Consider the following 17,907-nt stretch of genomic DNA (forward strand, 5'->3'; position numbering starts at 1 on the left):
TCTTAAAGGTTAAGCAAATTTGATGCCATTTTTTCGGAAGTTTGTTGCAAATCAATCTTGTATTCGCCATTTTTGATTTGCTCTTTGATTTGTTCAGCACGAGAGAGCTGTACTTGCTCTTTTTCTTTGACTTCATTATTCTCATTTTGTTTTGAGATTAAATCTCTGTTGAGAGCTGCTGTTGCTTTTATGCTTGTATTGATACCATTTACCATAAGACACCCCTTTTATTGATGTGTGATTAATGCCAAATCGGCTAATGTTTAAAAAACTTTAGCTGTTTGACACTCTTTATTTTACATAGCCTTGCATTTCTTGCTTAAAGTCTTTGAGTGTTGTTACACCCTTAGAGCTTCCATCAGAGCTAAACAAAGGCTTGTTGGCATCAACGCGATATGTCCAAATCCCAAGCAGTAGCATCACATACAAAAATGCAACAAAGCTAATGGTAGGGAATAGCCAATTTTTCAAGCCTATGCTCATATTTCACTCCTTAAAAATACTCCTGCTACAAAAGAGACAGCAAAAAGAATGCCAAAAGTGTAAAATCGTATTCTAGCATTTTTTATTAAAATTTTTATACTAGAATCCAGCATTTTAAAAAGAGCAATTTTAAAACCCCAAATCATTTTATTAAGGTATTCTATGGTGAAAAAAGCGATTGTATTGTTAAGTTTGTGGAGCAGTCTAAGCTTTGGAGCGACTGCATATAGCCAAATTTGGGAGAGTGGATATACATTTTTTGCTTTTTTTCAAAAATATAATATTCCAACAAGCGTATATTACAATCTCCCTCCAAAAGATAGAGAGCTGACTTCGGAGGTATATGCGGGTGTTACATATTACACACTTTTAGATGATAATGAGGAATTATTACAGGCACTTATTCCCATAGGCGATGGTATGCAGATTCATATTTTTAAGCGAGATGGCGAGTTTAAGCTTGATTTTACACCGATGATTTATTTTGAACAAGAGCAAACAATCAGTCTTTCTATTCAAAGTTCCCCCTATCAAGATTTACTTGAGATGACACGCGATAATGGGCTTGTGAGTGAGTTTTTAAACGCATACAAAAATAGTGTCAATTTTCGCTCTATCCAAAAGGCCGATAGACTAGCAGTAATTTATGATCGCAAATATCGCTTAGGCAAACCGCTTAAAAATGCAAATATTAAAGCTGCGGTTGTGGAGATCAACAAAAAGCCACATTACATTTTTAGATTCAATAATGGGCGTTACTACAATAAGGACGGCAAGGAGATTCAAGGCTTTTTGCTACAAACGCCGGTGGCTGGAGCAAGGATTAGCTCACGCTTTTCACTTGGCAGAAAACACCCGATTTTAGGCACGATTCGCCCGCATTATGCGGTGGATTATGCCGCACCTAAAGGCACACCTATTGTCGCAGCTGCTGATGGGGTTGTGATTTTTGCAGGTAAGCGGGGCGGATATGGGAATCTTATTGAAATCCGCCACGAGAATAATCTTAAAACCCTTTACGCACATATGAATTCCTTTGCTTCAGGTATGAAAAGTGGCAAAAAAGTCAAACGAGGGCAGCTTATAGGACGCGTTGGCTCAACAGGCTTAAGCACAGGACCACATTTACATTTTGGGCTGTATCGCAATAATGTGCCTATCAATCCGCTTTCAAGTGTCAAGGCGGTAAGTAAAGAGCTACAAGGTAAGGAAAAAGAGAAATTTATGGCTGTGAGTGAAAGCTTTATCCCACTTCTGCAAGAGGTGTTGGAAAAAGGTGGCAATAGCATTGTAGCAAATGAAAGCTTTAGTCTTACACCGAGTGAAGCAGACGAAGATTCTACTGAATCTAGCGAATCTAGCACTTCTGCCGATTCTGCTGAATCTACACGGCAAAATCCACAAGGGAAGCAAACGCAATGAAGTCTATCATTACGGATATAAGCTTTTGTGAATGTGTGGATTCAGCCTATGTCAAACCTCGCCGTATGCTTTATGTGGAAAATGGGGCAAAACGCAGTTGGGATTTTATCCATAGTCTAGATTCTGTTTCTGTTTTGCTCTATCACACACAAAAGCAAAGTTTGTTGTTTGTTAAGCAGTTTCGTCCGCCGGTATTTGTGCGTCATTTTGGAGAATCACATTTAGAATCTGGGACAGATTCAGATTCAAAGACTTTTGGGCAAGATGAGGTTGGTTACACTTATGAGCTATGTGCTGGGCTTGTGGATAAAAAGGGCAAGAGCGTGGAGCAAATCGCTAAAGAAGAGATAGAAGAAGAGTGTGGATATAAGGTAAATAACCTAGAATATATCACTTCTTTTGCCACAGCGGTGGGGCATAGCGGGGCAAAACAAAGCCTTTTTTATGCTGAAATTAATGAAAATGATAGGGTTAGCACAGGTGGGGGTATTGATGGAGAGGTGATTGAATCTGTGTTTGTTAAGGTGGATTGTTTAGAGCAGTTTTTATATGATGAAAGCAAGATTAAAACACCCGGCTTAGCCTTTGGTGTGATGTGGTTTTTAAGAAATAAAAGATGTGTGAATAAATAGAAGGAGCATTTATGTTGTGGCGATTGTGGTTAGGTGTCGTGTGTGTGGTGAGTATGGGCTTTGCACTCAATCTTGAGCCTGTGTCAAAAAATATAGCAGAAGTGAAGGGCAAAATACTCACCTTTGAGGCTAATGGATTGAGAGTGGGGCAAAGTGGGATAGTTTTGGCACAAAATGGGGATTATAATGTCATTATCGCAAGTGCCGTGATTGAGCGGATTGAGAGTGGCAATGCGTATGCGAGATTTGCTCCTTTTGAAAATATCGCACAAAAATATCTCCCCACACCACAAGCTACACCAACAAAAGATGATAAGGTGATTTTTGGCGGATTTTATAATAAAGCCATTGCTATTGCTCCAGACCAAGAGAGTTACAATAAGATTCTATCTGTCAATCCAACGCATTTTGTGCATATTGATTTGTTTGCGGCGTTTTTGGCAAAAGATGGCATTAATGACCCAAAGTCCAAGCATTTGCGTGAATTTTGTAACGCATATAGCATAGGGCTTGTGTATATTTTGGCGTCAAATGGGCTAAATGTGCTTGATTGCCAGAGTTTTGCTTTGCTTGAAGTGCAGCCCTTTAGCAAGCCTTTGCTAGAAAAAACACAAGCACCATTTTTCTCACGCATTGCCAATATTGACACCGGATCACTCGCAAGTAAGTTGCGTCCAAAAGATTCGCGTCAATATTTTAAATATTATGATGAGCTTTTAAGCCCAAGTATCAAAGCTTTTGATTCCACAAACAAGGAGTGATTATGCTACACAAGCGACACATTCAAGCCATTAAGCAAATGGTAGGGGAAGAGAACTGCTATGATGACAAGGCACATTTGGTGGCGTATTGCTATGATGCGACAAGGGAGCGTTATGAGCCTGATGCGGTGGTGTTTCCTAGAAATGAGCAAGATGTCAGTGCGGTTTTAGCCTATTGCAATGATCAAAAGATCCCAGTTATTCCTAGAGGGGCGGGGAGTGGCTTTACCGGTGGGGCATTGCCGGTCAAAGGCGGAATAATCTTAGCATTAGAAAAGCATTTTAATAGAATCTTAGAAATTGATGAAAAAAATCTTATCGCTAGAGTGCAACCCGGCGTAGTTAATAAGGCGTTTCAAGAAGCGGTAGAGGCAAAGGGCTTATTCTATCCGCCAGATCCTGCAAGTCAAGAATACAGCACGCTTGGGGGGAATGTAAGCGAAAATGCCGGAGGTATGCGAGCGGCAAAATATGGAATCACAAAGGACTATGTAATGGCTTTGCGTGCGGTTTTGCCTAATGGCGATGTGATTCGCGCTGGGAAAAAGACGATCAAAGATGTAGCAGGATTCAATGTTGCTGGAATCTTAATAGCAAGTGAAGGCTCTTTAGCTGTTATTACAGAAATCACACTTAAGCTCATTGCCAAGCCAAAGCTCACACGCTCGGCTATGGGCGTGTTTGCTGATATAGAATCGGCGATGAATGCAGTGTATAAGAGTATGGCAAGTGGCATTACACCTGTGGCAATGGAGTTTTTGGATAATTTGAGTATTTGTGCGGTTGAGGAGCGATTCCACAAGGGGCTGCCAACTCAAGCAGGGGCTATTCTCATTACGCAAGTTGATGGGGATTTATTAGAGCAGTTAGACTTTCAGCTTGAAGTTTTGCAGGAGTGCTTTAAGGCAAATGGTTGTGTGGAGTTTAAAATCGCTCAAAGCGATGATGAAGCGGCGGATTTGTGGTTTGCAAGGCGGAATGTCAGCCAAAGTATCACGATTTATGGCAAGAAAAAGCTCAATGAAGATATTACCGTGCCGCGTTCAGCCTTGCCAGAGCTACTTAAACGCATTGGGATTCTAAGCAAAGAATATGGCTTTAAGATTCCTTGCTTTGGGCATACGGGCGATGGGAATGTGCATGTGAATGTAATGGTGAGCGATCCAAATGATGCACAATCTATGCAAAGGGGTTATGCGTGTATAGAGGAGATTTTTAAAATCGCCATTGAGCTTGAAGGCACACTTAGCGGGGAACACGGCATAGGCTTGTCAAAAGCCCCTTTTATGCGTTTAGCCTTTAGTGAAGCGGAGATGAATTTATTTGCGAATATCAAAAAAGCATTTGATCCAAATAATATTCTTAATCCGGGTAAAATGGGCTTGAGTATGGGCTAGTTTGTCTCATCAAAAAAATCTTTTATATCTACTTGCAAGACTTGAGCTATTTTGTAGAGATGTTCAAGGTTGAAATGAATATTTTTATATTTGGCTTCAGCTCCGGCTATAAGCGATACGGATTTGTAGCCTATAGCTAGGCTAAGCTCAAGTTGTGAAACGCCTTTTTCTTTACGGATTCTAGCGACATTGTTTGCGATACGATGGTAAAAGCTTTGAATCTGCTCTTTATCTATATCCTCAAAAAAATCAATTTTGTGTTTTTCCATACTTAAGAAACTCTATCATTATAGATTTTCTTAAGTTTATTTGTTTTAGAATTGCATTTCACTCTATTATGATAGAGTATAAAAGGTAAGGAGTATAGATGGATTTTGAAAATGCACTTAATGCCATTATAGATACAATTTCAGAAAGAAAAGTTCTTGTAAAGACAGAAGAAGCCACCAAGATGACATTCATCATTCCTTTTTTAAAGGCATTGGGTTATGATGTTTTTGACCCAAATGTTGTTGTCCCAGAATATACTGCTGATGTAGGTATTAAAAAGGGTGAAAAAGTGGATTATGCTATTTTTAAAGATGGACAACCCTTTATTTTGATAGAGGCAAAAAATCATTCTGAAAATTTGGATTATCATAATAGTCAATTATTGCGATATTTTAACACTGCTCCTAGCATAAAGTTTGCTATTTTAACAAATGGGATAGAATATAGATTTTTTACTGATATTGAACAAGCAAATCTTATGGATAAGATTCCTTTTCTCATCATAAATCTTGAAAAATTGAAACCTCGGGACATTAAAGATTTAAAACGCTTTATGTATTCTGAATTAAATGTTGATGATATATTTGGGGTTGCGATAGAGAAAAAGTATTATCGTAGCATTCAGGATATTTTTAAGCAGCAAATTAATGAGCCAAATGATGAATTTGTAACTTTTTTTGCTAAGCAATTAACTGAACGCAATATGACAAAATCGGTTATAGAGGAATTTCGCAGCCATATCAAAAAATCATTGAAAGAGATTGTTAGTGATATGGCGTATGAAAAGATTTCTAATATTAAAAATAATCTGCAAAATGCTAACGATGAAGAAGAAACCTTGGACTTAAAAGACGATAAAGAGATTATCGCTACGGAAGAAGAACTGCAAGGTTTCTATATCATTAAATCTATTTTAGGTAGTGCTGGTGTTGATTTGACACAGATTCAATATAAGGATACTTTAAGTTATTTTGGTGTCAATTATCAAGGAAAGGTAACAAAATGGATTTGTCGTCTCTACTTTAATGACAACAAAAAGTCTATTGGCTTTCCTGATGGATCAAATCATAAGCTAGAAAATATAGAAAAAATGTATGAGTTGAAAGATAAGATACTGATTGCCTATGAGATGAGAAAAGCCTAATATCCGCTTTCATAAACAAGCGTAGATTCTAGATCTTCATAAAATGCTTTTGGGAAAAGATATTTGCCTTGAAATGCGGGGAAGTCAATCTCTTCATATTGTGCGTTTAAAGTGATGTGGGGAGAAAGGATAGATTCTAAAAGTGTTGTGCAGTATAACGCATTAGAATCTGTGCTTAAGATAAACTCTCTATCAAGCCACAGCGGAGCTTCAAGGAGAATTGTCTCTCGCATTTTTTCACTTAAAGGATAGCGTTTGATAGCAATGTTTTGAGCGTGGGAGAGAAACTCATCAAATGAGCTAAGAATAACGCGGTTGGGCTTTTTTGGATTATCATCAGCACTTGCGTGGAGAATGATAATGGGCTGTGTGGATATGACTAAACCAATATGCGTATAGCGGTGATTACTAAGCTTTTCTATCACAAAACTTTCCATTCCTGTGCCTTTGCGGAAAATAACATCACCTACTTCAAGCTTTGGGATATTGTCAAGTAGCCTTTGGGAAAGTGTAAGTGGGGGACTAATACGCGGATAAAATAAATAAAAAAGATAGAGACAAAGGCAGAAGCTACCAATGCCCCCAAAAAGTAGGAATTTAGAGCTTAATTTTCCATTCATCTTTATCTTTGATGAGTCTTACACGCTCTGAATCCTCATTGCCATTACCAAAATTTATACGCAAATTAATCGTTGCTGTATTTTCCTTAATCTCTTCAGACACTACTTCCACACTTTTTAGCCCACCTGCATCTTCTGCTTTTTGTGCAGCTTGCCCAGCAGCAGCCTTGAGCTTGCCTTCTGCCATTTCTTTAACACCAGTTGTATTTTCATCTTTTTCGGACAAATAGACATATTTGAGTAGGTTATCACCCTTACCCTTATAGACATTTTCAACAAATTCCACAGCCACATCTTTAGGCTCACTACTTCCACAAGCTGTAAATAAAAGTGCTACTGCACCAAAAGCCAAAGTCATTGCCAATTTTTTGAGTGTATTCATCGTAAAGCTCCTTGCTAAAATGAGAATTAAGCCTTGCATTCTAATTAAAATTGCTAAAACTAAGCTAAATTTGCTTTGATTTGTAGGCTAAAAATCCAATGAGATTAAGCAAAATGCCAAGTATCATTAAGCCTATAAGAGCATAGGTAAAGTGATGAAATACATCATAGATTCGCCCTATTATCACAGGTGAAAGTGAAGCTAAAAGATAGCCCACGCCTTGAGACATCGCGGAGAGCTTAGTGGCAGTTTGCACATTTGAGCTTTTAATTGAGATAAAAAGCAAGGCAATGCCAAAGACGCCACCTACTGGGATTCCAAGAATGATTGAGACAAAGACAACAACCCACATTTGCTGGAAGCAAAGCAATAGTGCGTAGCTTATCACATATAGCCCACAAGTAAAGCCAATGAGTAGCACTCTGCGTTGATTTGGGAGTGAGCCTAAGAGCAGTGGGATAAAAAATGCCGCAGGGATAATAATGCAATGAGAGAGAATCATCATCTGTGAAGCAAAGCTTTGTGAGTAGCCAAAAGAAATAAGAAAGCTAGGATACCACGCAAAAAAACCATAAGAAATGGTGCTTGTTAAACCCATAAAAATAGTGATTTTCCACGCATTGAGATTAGCAAAAAGTGAGCCTTTAGAATCTGTTTTAAGCTTTGGGCGTGAGATTCTATTATTTTTCATTTGCGGAATATAGCTTATTAATGCGATGAAAGCTAAGATTGCCCAGATTCCAAGTGCGATTGGCACGGGTAAAATCATCATAAGTGGCAAGATAAGGGCAATACCAAGTGCGGCAGAGAGATTCAGCACAAGGCTATAAATCCCCATAATTTTTGGAATATTGCGTGGGAATTTTGCTTTTACAAGGCTAGGGAGCAAAACATTGGCAATAGCTATGCCACCTCCCATAATTGCCGTGCCGATGAAAAGCTCCGCACTCTCCCCTATGCAACGCAAAATCTCGCCTACAAAAATACATATAAGCCCTATGAATAAAGCCCTTGTAGGCTGAAAATATGATACAAAAAATGATACAAGCCCAAAAGCTAAAAGGGGCAGAGAAGTCAGTAGCCCGGTTAATGCGGCATTTAAATGATAATAGTCCTTGATAATATCAACAACGGGACTTATGGCGGTGATGGGGGCACGGAGATTAAGGCTTATTAGAATAATTGGCAAAAGATTGATAAAAAAGATTTTTTGACGCATATTCATAAAATCTTGCTCCATTGTGTTTTGGGCGTTGTAATTAGCTTATTTACAGGGTATTGCGAATGTGAAAGGGGTATTGTATAAAATAAGTATAAATTTTTGAAAAATTTTCAAACTTTGAATGATTTTATTGCATTATTAAGCAAAATTGGTATGATTTGCCTTTTCTTTAAATTCTAAGTTTCAAGCGTTAAGATTATCTATGGAAGGAATATTTTATGAAAATAATGACAGGTGCGGAAATGGTGATTCAAGCCTTGCACTTAGAGGGTGTAAAGGTTGTTTTTGGGTATCCGGGTGGGGCTGTTTTACACATCTATGATGAGATTTATAAGCAAAATTATTTCTCCCACATTCTCGCACGCCACGAGCAGGGGGCAGTTCACGCAGCTGATGGTTATGCTAGGGCAAGTGGCGATGTGGGTGTAGCTATTATCACATCAGGTCCGGGCTTTACAAATGCCGTTACAGGCATTGCCACAGCTTATACAGATTCTATTCCGCTTGTGGTGATTAGCGGACAAGTGCCTATTACACAAATTGGCACAGACGCGTTTCAAGAGATTGATGCGGTGGGGATTTCACGCCCTTGCACGAAGCATAATTTTTTAGTGCGGAATCTAGCAGAACTCCCTAGAATCTTAAAAGAAGCCTTTTACATCGCACGAAGTGGGCGTCCCGGACCGGTGCTTGTGGATATTCCTAAAGATATTACCGGCACAAAAGGCGAGTTTTCTTACCCAGATTCTATTGTGTTGCAAAGCTATAAGCCCACAATTAAGGGCAATCCGCGTCAGGTTAAAAAGCTTTGCGATGCTATCTCTAAGGCTTCAAAGCCTTTATTTTATATCGGTGGTGGGGCTATTCTCTCAAATGCGGGTGAGGTGATTAGAGATTTGGTGCATTGCACGGGCATTCCTTGCACGGAGACACTTTTGGGGCGTGGGGTGCTACGATATGATGATGATAATCTGCTAGGAATGCTAGGAATGCACGGAAGCTACGCGGCAAATATGGCGGTGAGTGAGTGTGATTTGCTCGTGTGTTTGGGTGCTAGATTTGATGATAGGGTAACAGGTAAATTAAGTGCATTTGCCACACAGGCAAAAATCGCCCATATTGATGTAGATCCTAGCTCTATTGGTAAGGTTGTAGGCGTGGATTATCCCATTGTTGGGGATTTAAAAAGCGTTGTGAGTGATATGTTAAGTGAGCTAAGTGGCTATGAGAGTGCTAAGATTCTAGAGTGGAAAGAGCATTTGCGAGAGTATGCAAGGCGCTATCCGCTAAGTTTTGAAGATAGTCTTGATTGCATTAAGCCACAATGGGTGATTCAAAGGCTAGGCGAGATTCTAGGAGAGAGTGCGATTATCACCACAGATGTGGGACAGCATCAAATGTGGGCGGCACAATTTTACCCCTTTAGCTTTCCGCGTCAGTTTTTAAGCAGCGGTGGGCTTGGGACTATGGGCTATGGGCTGCCTGCGGCTATGGGAGCAAAACTCGCGCGTGAAGATAAAACACTTATTAATATTACCGGCGATGGCTCAATTCTAATGAATATCCAAGAGCTGATGACTTGCGTGGCATATGGGATTCCACTTGTGAGCGTGATTTTGAATAATAATTATTTGGGTATGGTGCGGCAGTGGCAGAGCTTTTTTTACGAGCATAGATTTTCGCACACAGATTTGACTTTGCAGCCTGATTTCATAAAGCTTATAGAATCTTTTGGTGGCGTGGGCTTTAGAGTAGAGAAAAAAAGTGAGTTTGATTTAGCCTTGCAAAAGGCGTTAGATTCTAAGAAAGTGGCGTTTATTGAAGTGATTGTAGATAGGTATGAAGATGTGCTGCCTATGGTGCCAAGCGGTGGGGCAATACACGAGATGATACTCCCAAAGACACAACAACAAAAACAAGATTAAAGGCGAACTTATGGAAGCAAAAGTTTTACGAAAAAGCATTTGTGTGAATGTGATTAATGAACACAGCGTTTTGGCTAGAATCTCTGGGCTTTTTTCAGCGCGTGGGTATAATATAGAATCGCTTACCACAGCTCCCATTCCCAACAGCAACCTTTCACGCATCACCATTGTAACGCAAGGCTCGGAAGTTGTCATTGAGCAGATTATCAAGCAGCTTCATAAGCTTATCCCTGTGGTGAGTGTGATTTCAAGTGATGATTTGCTTGAGAAAGAAGCGGTGCTTGTGAAGATTCCAATCAGTGAGAAACTCGCAGATATACAGGCATTGTGCAAAGCCTATAATGGCAAAATCGTCAATGCTAATGAAAAGTATATCATTGTAATAGCCACAGATAGACCTACCGCTATTGAGCAGTTTATTTCCGCCATTAAGATTTTTAATCCTAAAGAGATTGTGCGAAGTGGTGTCATCGCAATGGAACGATAAGGAGAGAGTATGCGGCTAGGAGTGAATATTGATCACATAGCGACTTTGCGTGAGGCTAGGGCGATTTATGAGCCTGATCCATTAGAGGCGGTATTTATTGCTAAGAATGCAGGAGCAGACCAAATCACACTGCATTTGCGTGAAGATAGACGGCATATCCACGATAGCGATGTCAAACGCATTGTGGAATCTAGCCCCTTGCCTGTCAATATTGAATCTGCCCTTGATGAAAAGGTGATTGATTATCTCTGTGCGATTGCCCCACAACGCATTACGCTTGTGCCTGAAAAGCGAGAGGAGATAACCACTGAAGGAGGGCTAGATATAGAAGCTCATTATGAGAGTATCCGCGAAGTGCTAAAGACTTTTGAAGCTCAAGGCATTGCCACGGCGTTATTTATTGACCCTAAAAAAGAATCTATCTTTCTAGCGCGTGAGCTTGGCGCACAAGCTGTGGAGCTACACACTGGGCGATATGCGAACCTGCATTTAATGAAAAATACAAACCTTTCCCGCACACATCGCAGGATTACAGAGCTTGATTTACCCCCACAAGAGCTTGAATCTGAAATACAAAAGAGCCTAGATTCTATTAGCCAATGTGCTAAACTTGCCACTTCTAGTATGGATACAAGGGCGTTAGAGTGCTTTGCAGGACACGGACTAAATTATCAAAATGTCGCCGATATTGCGCGTATTCCTTATATTAGCGAACTCAATATCGGGCATAGCATCATTGCTAGGGCGGTATTTGTGGGGCTGGAGCATGCTATTATAGATATGAGAAGGGCAATGTGCCAAAGATAGCTATTAGCATAGGCGATATAAATGGCATAGGGCTTGAGATTGCCCTAAAATCGCATAATGCTATATCTCAAATTTGTGAGCCTGTGTATGTTACGCATTTAGAGATTGTGGAATCTGCGGCAAAGATTCTAGGCTTATCAATGCCAAAGGATATGCAATGTGTAGCGGACTTTGAGCTTTGTGCTGATATACAGCCCGGTGTGGTGAGCAAAGAGAGTGGGCTATATAGCTATAAAAGCTTCCTTCAAGCTATCAAACTTACAGAATCTAGGATAACACAAGCCCTTGTAACCCTGCCTATACACAAAAAAGCGTGGCAAGAAGCAGGGGTGGAATCTATCGGGCATACGCAAGTGTTATCACAATATTTTGGGGTAGATTCTATTATGATGCTAGGCTGTGAAGAGATGTTTGTAGCCCTATATACTGATCATATACCGCTTGGAAAAGTCAGTCAAAGCATAAATCAAGATTCTATAAAAACATTTTTACTCTCTTTTGCTAGGGCGGTTAGGTTAAATGAGCCTTGCTGTGTGCTTGGGCTAAATCCGCATTGTGGCGATGATGGGCTTATGGGAGATGAGGATAAGTATATCACTCAAGCGGTATGTGAAGCAAATCTAGCGTTAAATAAGGAGCTATTTTTTGGAGCTTATCCGCCTGATAGTGCATTTTCCCCGTTTAATCGCAAGAAATTTAGATATTTTGTTAGTCAGTATCACGATGTGGGATTAGCCCCACTTAAGGCATTGTATTTTGAGCAAAGTATAAATGTGAGCTTGAATCTCCCCATTCTCCGCACTTCTGTTGATCACGGCGTAGGTTTTGATGTGGCGTATAAAAAGAGCGTGAAAATTCATACTCAAAGCTATATCAATGCGGTGAAATATGCGGTAGATGGGCTATAAGAGAGTGTTATCATAAGCGATTTTAAGGATAGAATCTTATAATAACGCTTTTATTTTTTGCTTATGAAGGATAGGAATGAAGCGGCTTTGTATGGTGCTATGTATATTTGGAATCTTAAGCGTATCTCACGCACGAGAGAATGAGTTTGAACAATTTGGCGATGCGTTTAGATTCTTGCCTTTGTATGTGATGATTGTATCTGTTGCAATGGAGGATTATGAGGGTGCTTCGCAGCTTGCACTTGGCACACTTAGCACACAACTTGCCACAGAGGGTATTAAAAAAAGCTTTGAATATCTCCACGAGAAAAAGGGCTATGATTTAGACTTTGCTAAACGCCCTTGCTGTGATAATTGGCAGGGTATGCCAAGCGGACACGCAAGCGGGGCATTTAGCGCGGCGGGATATGTGTATTACCGCTATGGGTGGAAGCCAGCCATTCCCGTTGGGATTCTAGCCACACTCACAGCAGCTTCAAGGGTAGAGGCAAAAAAGCATTCTGTGTTACAAGTGAGCGTTGGAGCATTAATTGCTTGGGGTTTTGCGTGGGTTTTTACAAAGGAATATATGCCAAAAAATACATTGATTACGCCAAATATTGATACTGATATGCAAGGCAACCCAACGGTAAGCCTCAATGTGCGTTATAGATTCTAAAGGAGCAAGGTGATGAAAGATATTAGAGCATTGTATTTGGAGTTTTTTAAAAGCAAAGGGCATAAGGTCTATGATTCTATGCCTTTAGTGCCAGATGATGCAAGTCTGCTTTTTACCAATGCGGGAATGGTGCAGTTTAAGGATATTTTTACAGGTAAGATTCCAATCCCAAGTCCAAATATCGCTACAAGCTCACAGCTTTGTATCCGTGCAGGTGGGAAGCATAACGACTTAGAAAATGTCGGCTATACCGCGCGTCATCACACGCTTTTTGAAATGCTTGGCAACTTTAGCTTTGGGGCGTATTTTAAAAAAGAAGCTATTGCGTATGCGTGGGAGTTTGTAACAGAGATTCTAGGCTTTGATAAGGGCCTTTTATATGTAACGATACACGAAAGTGATGATGAAGCTTTTGAGCTGTGGCAGGAGCATATAGAGCCAGAACGCATTAAAAGAATGGGCGATAAGGATAACTTCTGGCAAATGGGTGATACAGGACCTTGCGGACCTTGTAGTGAGATATATGTGGATCAAGGGGCAGAGTTTTTTAATGGGGAAGAAGATTATTTCGGCGGTGAGGGGGATAGGTTTTTAGAGATATGGAATCTTGTGTTTATGCAGTATGAAAGAAGTGCTGATGGGACTTTGACGCCACTACCTAAGCCTAGCATTGATACAGGAATGGGGCTAGAGAGAGTAATAGCGTTGAAAGAGGGTGAGATAAATAATTTTGATTCTAGTCTTTTTGCACCCATAATGCAGTGTATTAAGGAGCTTACAGGTAAGAGCTATTACCGCGATAGTGTGTTGCTTAAAAACACGATGGGCTTTGCAAAAGATATAATAGATTCTTGTAAGAAAGACATTGCAAGCTTTAGAGTCATCGCTGATCACGCCCGCGCTGTGGCATTTCTGTTAGCACAAGGGGTGAATTTTGACAAAGAGGGCAGGGGCTATGTTTTGCGTAGAATCTTACGCAGGGCAGTTAGGCACGGCTATTTGCTAGGCTTGAGAAAGGCATTTTTATATGAAGTCGTAGGGGTAGTGTGTGATTCTATGGGCGGACATTATAGCTATTTAATAGAGCGTAAAAACGCCCTGCAAGAGCAGTGCAAGGCAGAAGAAGAGCGGTTTTTTGAGACGATAGAATCGGGAATGGCGTTGTTTCAAGCCGAGCTAGAAAAATTAAGGGGGCATTCAGTATTGAGCGATAAATCGCGGATTGCTTCAGCGGAAGCTACGGCACTTACGCCGAGTAAGCTTCTTGCTTCCGCTTCGCAAAACCACGATTTCTCATCTCAATCCTTAGAATGCCAAGACTCTCAAAAAGTGGATTCTAGTAATGCTAAAGAAACGATATATTTTAGTGGTGAGGTAGCCTTTAAACTCTACGACACTTATGGCTTTCCGCTTGATTTAACGCAAGATATGTTGCGTGAGCTTGGCTTAAGCATAGATTTGCAGGGCTTTGAAAAATGTATGCAGGAGCAAAAAGATAGAAGCAAAGCACACTGGAAAGGAAGCGGCGATAGTGTAAAAGATGGCGATTTTAACACACTTTTAAGCGAGTTTGGAAAGAATGAGTTTGTAGGCTATGAGTGCGTAAAAGTGGATTCTAGGATTCTAGCCCTTTTAGATTCTAGCTTTAAAAGAGTGGAATCTTTACAGGCAGGGCAAGAAGGTTGGGTAATGCTAGAATCTACGCCGTTCTACCCAGAATCAGGCGGACCGGTGGGGGATAAAGGAGCATTATTTAGCGACAATTCGTCTTTGGGTAATCATTGCACCGATTTCACAAATTTTGAGAGAACCGCAGACCTTATGTCTAGCTCCCCCTCAAAATTTGTGAAAAACAGCACAAGCACCACCGCAAATACTAGAATTGTGGATTCTACCCCTTGTGAGCGTGAGCTAAAATCCACAAGCCTAAAATGCCAAGATTCTAGCGATACAGAATCCAAAGTCGATTCCACAATGGCAGAATCTCGCCCCTCTCGTGGTGCGGAGCTTTGGGAACAAGGTGGCAGTAGTGCCACCGCCAAAGCGGAGCTAGAGAGGGAAGAGCGAGGCACTCCCCTTGATTGCCGAAAAAGCGGAGACTTTTTCGGGGCTAAGGGGAGCGGGGAGGGGATAAACCCCTTTTTGCGAGAAGAAAATAATGAAAAAGCTGAGTTGCAAAAAGAGACAACGCAGACAGCACAAGTCCTTGACACCCAAAAATACTTTGGACTCAATCTCTCTAAAATCCACGCCCTAAGCCCATTAAAAACAGGGGATTTGGTAAAAGCACAAGTAGATTCTAGTCGTTTTGAAATCGCTAAACACCATTCTGCCACGCATTTACTGCATTACGCCCTAAGGCAGATTCTAGGCTCTCATATCGCTCAAGCTGGAAGCCTTGTAGAATCTAATCGTTTGCGTTTTGACTTCTCTCACCCAAAGGCTTTAAGCGTCAATGAGCTAGAACAAATAGAAGCCCTAGTCAATAGTAAAATCGCAGAATCTTGTCCGCAAGTGTGCGAGACTATGGGGATAGAACAAGCTAAAGCAAAGGGGGCTATGGCACTCTTTGGCGAGAAGTATGGGGAGAGTGTGCGTGTGATAACCCTTGGGGATTCTATTGAGCTGTGTGGGGGGATTCATATCCACAATACCGCAGAGATTGGGAGCTTTTATATCGTGCGTGAGAGTAGCGTGAGTAGCGGGGTTAGGCGTATTGAAGCGGTGTGTGGCAAAGCGGCATATCACTATGGCAAAGCAGCACTAGAATCCATAAAGACTCTAAAAGAGCAGCTAAAAGCCCAAGATGTCTTGCAGGGTGTGGCAAAGCTACAAAACGCTTTGAAAGAGGCAAGAGATAACGCAAACAAGGCAAAGCAGAGTGTCAAAAGCCTAGATTATGAGGAAGTCAATGGAGTGAAACTCATCGTCCTAAAGCTAGATTCAGTGGAAGCAAAAGAGGCAAAGGACATTATCGATAGGGCGAAAAATGAGAATGAAAAAGTAGCGATTTTGCTTGTAACAGAATCTGGCGGCAAAGTCTCTCTAACCGCTGGAGTAAAGGGCATATCTAGTCTCAAAGCTGGAGCGTGGGTAAAGCAAGTCGCACAAATCTTAGGGGGCAATGGTGGGGGCAGAGATGACTTTGCCACCGCTGGAGGCAAGATTACAGAATCTAGCAAAGTCCAAGAAGCCCTAGATCTAGCAAAACAAATCGCAAGAGAGAGTTTAGGGTAGAAAAATAATTTGCTTTGAAGTATGTGTAAAGTAAAATAACTTAAATTTATGAGTTAAGGAGAGTGTAATGCTTATTTTTGCTGGTGTGGTGTTGGTCTTATGTGCGGTGGTGTTAGCGTTTGGGATAAAGATTATCTCACAAACAGATATTGCCATTGTGGAGCGGCTGGGGAGATTCCACAGGGTGCTTGATGGTGGGTTCCACTTCATTATCCCCATAATTGATAGGCTAAGTGCGGTGGTGAGTGCTAGGGAGCAGATGATAGACATTGGGCGGCAGCAGGTGATTACCAAAGATAATGTCAATATTAACATTGATGGGATTGTGTTTTTAAAGGTCTTTGATGCAAAATCCGCGGTATATAGTGTCAATGACTACAAACAAGCCATTGCAAACCTTGCTACCACGACACTTCGCGGTGAGATAGGGCGGATAAATTTAGATGACTCCCTCTCATCTCGCGATAGGCTTAATGCCGCTTTGCAAGTGGCTTTGGGCGATGCGGCAAATAACTGGGGGGTGAAAATTATGCGTGTGGAGATTAGCGAAATCTCTGTGCCAAAAGATATAGAAAATGCGATGAATCTGCAGATGAAGGCGGAGAGAGAAAAACGCGCCATTGAGCTAAAGGCACAAGCAGAAAAAGAAGCCCTAATCCGCAACGCCGAAGCCCTAAAGCAAGAAAAGGTTTTGCAAGCTGAAGCCATTGAGCGTATGGCAGATGCTAAAAAATATGAGCAAATCGCCCTAGCACAAGGGCAAAGCGATGCGATGGAGCTTATTGCTAATCAAATGAGTAAAAACGCACAAGCAGCGGAGTTTTTGCTGACAAAGGAGCGGATTGTGGCTTTCACAGAGCTAAGTAAGAATCCAAGCAAGGATAAAGTGATTATCCCCTATGAGACGAGTGAATTTATCGGTGGGCTTAGCGTGATAAGTGAGTTTCTAGGCAGGGGTAAAAAGGCGTAGAATCTAGCTTTGTGGATTCTAGGATTTGCTTGTGAGTGTCAAATCTTAGAATCCAAATCCCTTATGGGAGTTTTCTAAAAACAATGCAAATATAAGGAAGTGAAATGTCGGCACTTATGCTTTTGGGGTTGGGGCTTGGCTTTATTGTGGCGGAGATATTTTTTGGCTCATTTTTCTTGCTTTTCATCGGTTTAGGGCTATGTATCACAGCTGGGATTGAGGCATTTGTGGGCTTTGGCAACATCATAGGTGGGAGTGTGGAAAGCGTGTATGCGTGGCAAGCGGTGAGCATTTGTGCTTTTGCTTTTCTTACACTTATTTTGCTAAGAAAGCCCATAAAATTGTGGTTCAAAGGCTCACAAGTCTATGAAGACTCCTTGCAAAATGGTGGCGGTGTAGGTGAGATTCAGCAAGGAATGGTGTATTTCAAAGGCACATTATGGGCTTATGAAAAAGCCCCTACATTAGATTCTAATGGATTGGAATCTGGCACATTAGAATCTAACACGCCACTAAAAGAAGGCGATAAGGTGCAGGTGTTAGAGATTAGAGATAATAAGGCGATTATCAAGGTTTGAGTTT

At 41.0% G+C, this 17,907-nt stretch carries 19 protein-coding genes; 13 read left to right on the plus strand and 6 right to left on the minus strand.

Annotation, left to right across the window (positions count from 1 at the left end; translation table 11 throughout):
* Positions 1-2: 2 nt before the first annotated feature.
* Entirely contained in the window at positions 3-215 is a 213-nt protein-coding gene (locus tag LS74_RS05840) for a flagellar biosynthesis anti-sigma factor FlgM (RefSeq protein WP_034584846.1), read from the minus strand.
* 76 nt (positions 216-291) lie between these two features.
* Positions 292-483 carry a hypothetical protein gene (locus LS74_RS05845; RefSeq protein ID WP_034584849.1) on the minus strand — a complete coding sequence of 64 codons (192 nt, stop codon included), beginning with the start codon at positions 481-483 and terminating at the stop codon, positions 292-294.
* 162 nt (positions 484-645) lie between these two features.
* Here LS74_RS05845 and LS74_RS05850 point away from each other — a divergent pair, with 162 nt between their 5' ends.
* From LS74_RS05850 to LS74_RS05865, 4 genes are read left to right on the plus strand one after another with little or no spacing between them, the layout of a single operon-like run.
* Positions 646-1,905, plus strand: a complete 1,260-nt coding sequence (locus LS74_RS05850) for a peptidoglycan DD-metalloendopeptidase family protein (RefSeq protein WP_034584852.1) — start codon at positions 646-648, stop codon at positions 1,903-1,905.
* Positions 1,902-2,537: an NUDIX domain-containing protein gene (locus LS74_RS05855; protein WP_034584854.1), complete on the plus strand. Its 636-nt coding sequence runs from the start codon at positions 1,902-1,904 to the stop codon at positions 2,535-2,537. Before LS74_RS05850 ends, LS74_RS05855 begins: the two co-directional genes overlap by 4 nt.
* 11 nt (positions 2,538-2,548) lie before the next feature.
* Positions 2,549-3,298 carry a plasminogen-binding N-terminal domain-containing protein gene (locus tag LS74_RS05860; protein WP_034584856.1) on the plus strand — a complete coding sequence of 250 codons (750 nt, stop codon included), beginning with the start codon at positions 2,549-2,551 and terminating at the stop codon, positions 3,296-3,298.
* Positions 3,299-3,300: 2 nt separating this feature from the next.
* Entirely contained in the window at positions 3,301-4,695 is a 1,395-nt protein-coding gene (locus tag LS74_RS05865; protein ID WP_034584859.1) for an FAD-linked oxidase C-terminal domain-containing protein, read from the plus strand.
* Here LS74_RS05865 and LS74_RS05870 read toward each other — a convergent pair.
* Entirely contained in the window at positions 4,692-4,964 is a 273-nt protein-coding gene (locus tag LS74_RS05870) for a helix-turn-helix domain-containing protein (RefSeq protein ID WP_034584862.1), read from the minus strand. The genes LS74_RS05865 and LS74_RS05870 overlap by 4 nt on opposite strands.
* Before the next feature lie 98 nt (positions 4,965-5,062).
* Between LS74_RS05870 and LS74_RS05875 the strand changes: the two genes are divergently transcribed.
* The gene (locus LS74_RS05875) at positions 5,063-6,109 is read left to right on the plus strand and encodes a type I restriction endonuclease (RefSeq protein WP_034584865.1); all 1,047 of its coding nucleotides are present in this window, start codon (positions 5,063-5,065) and stop codon (positions 6,107-6,109) included.
* On the opposite strand, the gene LS74_RS05880 is transcribed toward LS74_RS05875, so the two are convergent.
* The 3 genes from LS74_RS05880 to LS74_RS05890 all read right to left on the minus strand — a co-directional run bounded on the left by LS74_RS05880 (position 6,106) and on the right by LS74_RS05890 (position 8,336).
* A complete protein-coding gene (locus LS74_RS05880) occupies positions 6,106-6,729 on the minus strand; it encodes a C40 family peptidase (protein WP_052086344.1) in 624 nt (207 codons plus the stop codon). The genes LS74_RS05875 and LS74_RS05880 overlap by 4 nt on opposite strands.
* Positions 6,707-7,111 carry a DUF4878 domain-containing protein gene (locus LS74_RS05885; protein WP_034584868.1) on the minus strand — a complete coding sequence of 135 codons (405 nt, stop codon included), beginning with the start codon at positions 7,109-7,111 and terminating at the stop codon, positions 6,707-6,709. The genes LS74_RS05880 and LS74_RS05885 overlap by 23 nt, the downstream gene beginning before the upstream one ends.
* Before the next feature lie 64 nt (positions 7,112-7,175).
* On the minus strand, positions 7,176-8,336 hold the full coding sequence (locus LS74_RS05890) for an MFS transporter (RefSeq protein ID WP_034584871.1): 1,161 nt from the start codon (positions 8,334-8,336) through the stop codon (positions 7,176-7,178).
* 215 nt (positions 8,337-8,551) lie between these two features.
* On the opposite strand from LS74_RS05890, the gene LS74_RS05895 reads away from it, so the two are divergent.
* The 8 genes from LS74_RS05895 to LS74_RS05930 all read left to right on the plus strand — a co-directional run bounded on the left by LS74_RS05895 (position 8,552) and on the right by LS74_RS05930 (position 17,903).
* A complete protein-coding gene (locus LS74_RS05895) occupies positions 8,552-10,258 on the plus strand; it encodes an acetolactate synthase large subunit (RefSeq protein ID WP_034584874.1) in 1,707 nt (568 codons plus the stop codon).
* A gap of 10 nt (positions 10,259-10,268) precedes the next feature.
* Complete coding sequence (gene ilvN / locus LS74_RS05900) at positions 10,269-10,745, plus strand: acetolactate synthase small subunit (protein ID WP_034584876.1); 477 nt, start codon at positions 10,269-10,271, stop codon at positions 10,743-10,745.
* 9 nt (positions 10,746-10,754) lie between these two features.
* Positions 10,755-11,552 (plus strand): pyridoxine 5'-phosphate synthase, encoded by a 798-nt coding sequence (locus tag LS74_RS05905; RefSeq protein WP_034584877.1) that lies wholly within the window; start codon positions 10,755-10,757, stop codon positions 11,550-11,552.
* The gene (gene pdxA / locus LS74_RS05910; RefSeq protein WP_034584880.1) at positions 11,540-12,460 is read left to right on the plus strand and encodes a 4-hydroxythreonine-4-phosphate dehydrogenase; all 921 of its coding nucleotides are present in this window, start codon (positions 11,540-11,542) and stop codon (positions 12,458-12,460) included. Before LS74_RS05905 ends, pdxA begins: the two co-directional genes overlap by 13 nt.
* A gap of 76 nt (positions 12,461-12,536) precedes the next feature.
* Positions 12,537-13,118, plus strand: a complete 582-nt coding sequence (locus LS74_RS05915; protein ID WP_034584882.1) for a phosphatase PAP2 family protein — start codon at positions 12,537-12,539, stop codon at positions 13,116-13,118.
* A 12-nt stretch (positions 13,119-13,130) separates the two neighbouring features.
* On the plus strand, positions 13,131-16,355 hold the full coding sequence (gene alaS / locus LS74_RS05920) for an alanine--tRNA ligase (RefSeq protein WP_034584885.1): 3,225 nt from the start codon (positions 13,131-13,133) through the stop codon (positions 16,353-16,355).
* Positions 16,356-16,422: 67 nt separating this feature from the next.
* Positions 16,423-17,325, plus strand: coding sequence for an SPFH domain-containing protein (locus tag LS74_RS05925; RefSeq protein WP_034584887.1), 903 nt, complete (start codon positions 16,423-16,425; stop codon positions 17,323-17,325).
* A gap of 104 nt (positions 17,326-17,429) precedes the next feature.
* Positions 17,430-17,903 carry an NfeD family protein gene (locus LS74_RS05930; protein WP_034584889.1) on the plus strand — a complete coding sequence of 158 codons (474 nt, stop codon included), beginning with the start codon at positions 17,430-17,432 and terminating at the stop codon, positions 17,901-17,903.
* Positions 17,904-17,907 lie beyond the last annotated feature (4 nt).

Source organism: Helicobacter magdeburgensis, assembly GCF_000765825.2.
Taxonomy (GTDB): Bacteria; Campylobacterota; Campylobacteria; order Campylobacterales; family Helicobacteraceae; genus Helicobacter_C; species Helicobacter_C magdeburgensis.